Genomic DNA, 4,664 nt, shown 5'->3' on the forward strand with positions numbered 1-4,664 from the left:
TCCCCTTTGTCATAATTCATATACAACTGATCGCCACCAGCGCGCCTGGATGAACGTCGTCTAATTCCGCGTTTTTGCTGCAATTTTGACCGCTTTTAAATAGGGCTCGGTGAATTGCACGTATGCAGAATACGCGTTGAATATAGGGCTGATAAACTGTGCCCGGAGTAGCGGCCCATTGTTTTAAAAGCGATGGATCGCTCCCTCAAATCCGACGCTGCAAACCGCCGGATAGACGGTAGAAATGGGCCTTTTCTGCAATCTGGAAAGAGCGGCCGACCGGCATACTGGCTGGTGTCAGAGCTGTTAAAGGGACGTATGGTTGGGTGTCCTTCTTTCCTTGCAGGCATGGTGTCGCATCAGCCGATTCCCTCCCAGCAGCCTCTGCCACCTGATTTTGACCAGTACTCAGGGCCACCCTTTGGCCCGCTTTTGGAAGTGACTCATGAAGCCGGGAAAGAACTCGCTTGGGAAAAGACGTGCACGCAAGATTGCTTCTGGTGTCGGCGCCGCACTCATCGCGCTATTGCTCGCATTGAGCGTCTGGCAGTACCAGCAGCGCGGCGCGCAGACCACGCCGGCGCTTACCGGCATCGCAAGTCAGATGCGCCACGATCCCTCGGCGTGGGCGCGCGACGAGAAAGACGCGTCGCAAATGCTGCGTGATATTGACGATGCCAACGTGGCCGCGATCGGCGTGAGCCCCAACGCGATTCTGGTGTCGAAGCGCGACGGCGCGAAATACTTCGTCACCGACCATAACGCAACGTTCTCGCATGCGCTGCTGCTCGGCGAGCCCAAAGCGGGAGAGGCCACACCCTATCAGCTCGTATGGCTGCCCGATGCGGACATCCGCACTGGCGCGTCGCGTTGGGTTCCGCTGTTCGGCCAGGTGCGCGACGTGATCAGCCTGCTGCTGCCGCTGTTGCTGATCGGCGGCATGGTGTGGTTCATGCGCCGCGAGATGAGAGGCGGCGCGTCGCTGCTCAACAAGGCACCCACGCTGTGTTTCGACGACGTGATCGGCGCCGGTGAAGCAAAGGCGGCACTCGCGGACATTCGCGGCTATCTGTCCAATCCGAAGCAATTTTCCTCGATGGGCGTGCGCGCGCCGTGCGGCATTCTGATGGTCGGCGGCCCCGGCGTCGGCAAGACGCGGCTCGCCCAGGCATTGGCCGGCGAATGCGGCGCGAACTTCATTTCGATCACGGGTAGTTATTTCAGTGCGAAGTACTACGGCGTCGGCATCCAGAAGGTCAAGCACCTGTTCGAACTCGCGCGCAAGAATGCGCCCACGGTCATCTTCATCGACGAAGCCGACGGCCTCGCCAAACGCACGGATACCGGCGGTGGCCCCGTCGAAGCCGAGAGCAATCGCATCATCAACCAGTTGCTCGCTGAAATGGACGGTTTCGCGTCGAATGAAGGCGTCATCATCGTCGCGGCCACCAACCATCCCGACAATCTGGACGAGGCGTTGCGCCGCCCGGGCCGGTTCGATCGCACGGTGCAGGTCCGCTTGCCGGACCGCGAAGACCGCGCCAAAATTTTCCGCTTCTATGCGGAGAAGCTGAAGTCGAAGGCCACCGACATCGACTATGACCAACTCGCTCGCCTGACCACGGGTCTTTCGCCGGCCACGGTCGCGATGGTCGTGAATCAGGCGGGGCTGGTGGCGCGCAAAGCCGGCGAGACGGAAATCGCCGCGAAGCATTTCATGGAGGCGATCAAGATCGCCCGCATCGGCGACGTGAGCGGCGCCGAGCGGGCACTGAGCGAGGACGAACGCACGCGCATCGCGGTGCACGAAGCGGGACACGGTCTCGTGGCCGCGGTGCTCGGCACCGGCGTGCTGGAAGAGGTCACCATTCTGCCGCGCGGCGGCGCGTTGGGTGTCGCGCTCATCACCAAGGCGCAAGACAAGCACCTGTACCGCGAAACCGAAATTCGCAACGAAATTCAGGTCTTGCTCGGCGGTCGTAACGCCGAAATTCTCACGTTCTCCGAAGCATCGAGCGGCGCTGCGTCGGATCTGCAGGAAGCCTCGCGCATCAGCCTCGACATGGTGTCGAAGTTCGGTTTCAATCGCGACGGCGATCTGTTCAGCCTCGCGGCGCTGCCGTCGCAGTACGCGGGCCTGCAAATGAAGAGCGCCATCGAGCACGCCAACGTGCTGCTCAAGGAACTCAACGAACTGTGCTACGGGCTGCTGCATGCGTATGAGCCCGTGCTGCGTGCGATCGCCGATGAACTGCTCGAACGGGAAACGGTGCCTGGCGAAACCGTCTACCGATTGATCAAGGAGCACAAAAGCGCGCTGAAGATCGTCCACGAGCCCGCTGCGGCTTGATCCGCTTTGCGCGCGAGGCGCTGATCAGCGCCTCGCCGACGCTATGCGAAGTCCGACGGGCCGGGGGGCGGAACACCGGGTGGGGTCTCGGTTTCCCCCAAAGGTTCGTCGTCCGCCTTCTTCGCGGGCAGCGGTGCTTCACCCTTGTGCGGCAACGGTTGATCGAGACCCGGTTCGACAGGCGTGGGAATGGCGTCGCCAATCGGCTTCGAGACCTCGGTGGGTGGGCTGCCGGGATCTTCTTCCGGCTTGTTTTCCGGCTCGCTTGGGGAATTGGGCATAGTTGCCTCCATGGCTTCCGGTGCGTTGCTATTGGTTGCTGTCGGCCATGATCAGCAATGCGCGTTCCACCACCCGAATTCACCGGCACGCGGGGTGCCAGACCTTACAAAACCCCGGATTTCCAAACCATCTGCGCGAACGTAAGAGCCGGCTGCATTAAGCGCCTTAAGCGGCATCTGAGGTCGCGCCTTCATTTCTCGGTGCACGCCTGGTGCTGGCGGCGGACATGGCCGGCGTTTGCGCAGCCACTGGATTCGCGCTGTCCGCCGCCGCCGGCGTGCGCCGTGTCTTCAGGCGAAGGATCGGTGCTTCGATCAGCCGCCAGGACAGCACGGCCATCGTCAGCGAAATCAGGAAGGACGCGACAATCCCGGCGACATGTGCCCACATCGGCACGGTCCCGCCGAAGAACGCCGTGGCGTGATGGTTGCGGGTCAGGTCCGGAATCAGATTGTGATAGAGATAAAAGCCGTAACTGATGCGCCCAAAGTTCACCAGCCAGCCGGTTTCAAGCAGGCCGATCACTGCCACATTCCGGCAACACGCAATCGAACACACCAGCGCCGCGATAGAGATGCCATACAAGGCGCTGACCGTCGTGAAGGCGAGTGAGTCGTTCAACTGACTCCACACCGGTTCAGTGGCGCAAAACCCCACCAGGCAAACACTCAAAACGAACAGCGTCATGCCGTGCCCGAGCACGACGCGCAAACGGCTCTCTTTGCCGGCGATCATCAAGCCGCCAAGGCCGCCCAACGCCAGCAGCCAGAAGTTGGTCAGCGGATGCGTATAGATCGTGATGTCCTGCCAGTGTGCCGCGCGCATCGCCAGCAACGAAACCAGTCCCACGGCGACGATCGCCAGGCAGACCGTGCGATGACGCCGCACCGCAACCACCAGCAATATCGGCGCAAACACGAGATAGAACTGCTCTTCGATCGCGAGACTCCAGAGATGCGAATAACGCCCCGGCCAGGAGTGCAGCACGGAGCCGATCCAGAAGTTCGACAGATAAGCGAAATGAAACGGCATGCCGCTCGCCAGTTCGGGACTCGCCATGCCGAACGCCATCAGCACGCACATCACCACCAGCATCAGGTAGTAGATCGGAAAGATGCGCAACGTACGCCGAAACAGAAAGCGCTTCAGTTCAGCGCCGAACCGGCTGCGGTTCGTTTCGATGCGCCCGCGTTGCGCGGACAGAATGCCGATGATCAGGAACCCGCTCAGCGCGAAAAAGATCCATACGCCGAGGTGGCCGATCTCGCCAATGTCGCCGAATAGACGGTGCTGAAAAAAGACCATCAGGACTGCAATCGCTCGCAATCCGTCGAAGCCGGCAATCCTGTTGTTCATGTGGTCGTCTTCCCATGCGAAGGCGGCGCGCAAGGTGCCGCGTTCAAGGCGATAGTGGAAGGACCGGAGCACATTGGCGACGGCAACGTCAGCCGCGCAAATGGAAAGCGTCGTCAGGACGCTCGGCAGGCCAACCCGGCGAAGATCAGCCGGGCAGCGTGTCCGGTCCACATGAGTGGCCGTGGTCGACAGGTGGCATCGCGCGAAATGCGTGATGCCCGACGGTCGTGCACGAATCCATCCTACGATGAAAAAAAGCGAAAAAAATCGCGTGGGGGAATTGATGATTTTTTTCCGTGCCCCTTACCGACGTGCCCGCTTTTGATCCATTAAAAGCCGCAAAATTTGCCGCATATTTTGCCGCGCAAGAACAGACGCGACGAATCAGTATTACCGCACGCCGACATCTGAGTTTCAGATTGCTGCCACTGCGCATGCATCTAGAGGGCAGTTGTCAGCGCGTGTTGAGGAGGTACACGGCATCGGGGGAAACGTTTTATTCTCATGCAGTTCCTACCGGAAACGGCGGTACACAACCGCTTGTCACGGCGTATCAGATGCATGGGTCATCTCCAACTTGCCACCGTGCTGACGATGCGTGACGGCTTGTCGTTGCCGTACAAGCTGGCGTGGGCCGGCGGCAAGCTCATCACGCTGCAAGGCCTCGCCGACGAAG

General features: G+C 60.6%; 3 protein-coding genes. 1 reads left to right on the forward strand and 2 read right to left on the reverse strand.

Annotated elements, in window-relative coordinates; genetic code table 11:
- The first annotated feature begins 445 nt into the window (after positions 1-445).
- Positions 446-2,350, forward strand: a complete 1,905-nt coding sequence (locus QOC89_RS23815) for an AAA family ATPase (protein WP_323047264.1) — start codon at positions 446-448, stop codon at positions 2,348-2,350.
- A 41-nt stretch (positions 2,351-2,391) separates the two neighbouring features.
- Here QOC89_RS23815 and QOC89_RS23820 read toward each other — a convergent pair whose 3' ends face one another.
- Together QOC89_RS23820 and QOC89_RS23825 are read right to left on the reverse strand one after the other, a co-directional pair.
- The gene (locus QOC89_RS23820; protein ID WP_323047265.1) at positions 2,392-2,631 is read right to left on the reverse strand and encodes a hypothetical protein; all 240 of its coding nucleotides are present in this window, start codon (positions 2,629-2,631) and stop codon (positions 2,392-2,394) included.
- A 166-nt stretch (positions 2,632-2,797) separates the two neighbouring features.
- Positions 2,798-3,988 carry an acyltransferase gene (locus QOC89_RS23825; protein WP_323047266.1) on the reverse strand — a complete coding sequence of 397 codons (1,191 nt, stop codon included), beginning with the start codon at positions 3,986-3,988 and terminating at the stop codon, positions 2,798-2,800.
- Positions 3,989-4,664: the final 676 nt, after the last annotated feature.

The organism is Paraburkholderia sp., from assembly GCF_034668105.1.
Classification (GTDB): Bacteria; Pseudomonadota; Gammaproteobacteria; order Burkholderiales; family Burkholderiaceae; genus Paraburkholderia.

Bases quoted from the DNA above. Each gene is read 5' to 3' on its own strand.
- QOC89_RS23815 (WP_323047264.1), top strand. From the start codon at position 446: ATGAAGCCGGGAAAGAACTCGCTTGGGAAAAGACGTGCACGCAAGATT.
- QOC89_RS23825 (WP_323047266.1), bottom strand. From the start codon at position 3,988: ATGAACAACAGGATTGCCGGCTTCGACGGATTGCGAGCGATTGCAGTC.
- QOC89_RS23820 (WP_323047265.1), bottom strand. From the start codon at position 2,631: ATGCCCAATTCCCCAAGCGAGCCGGAAAACAAGCCGGAAGAAGATCCC.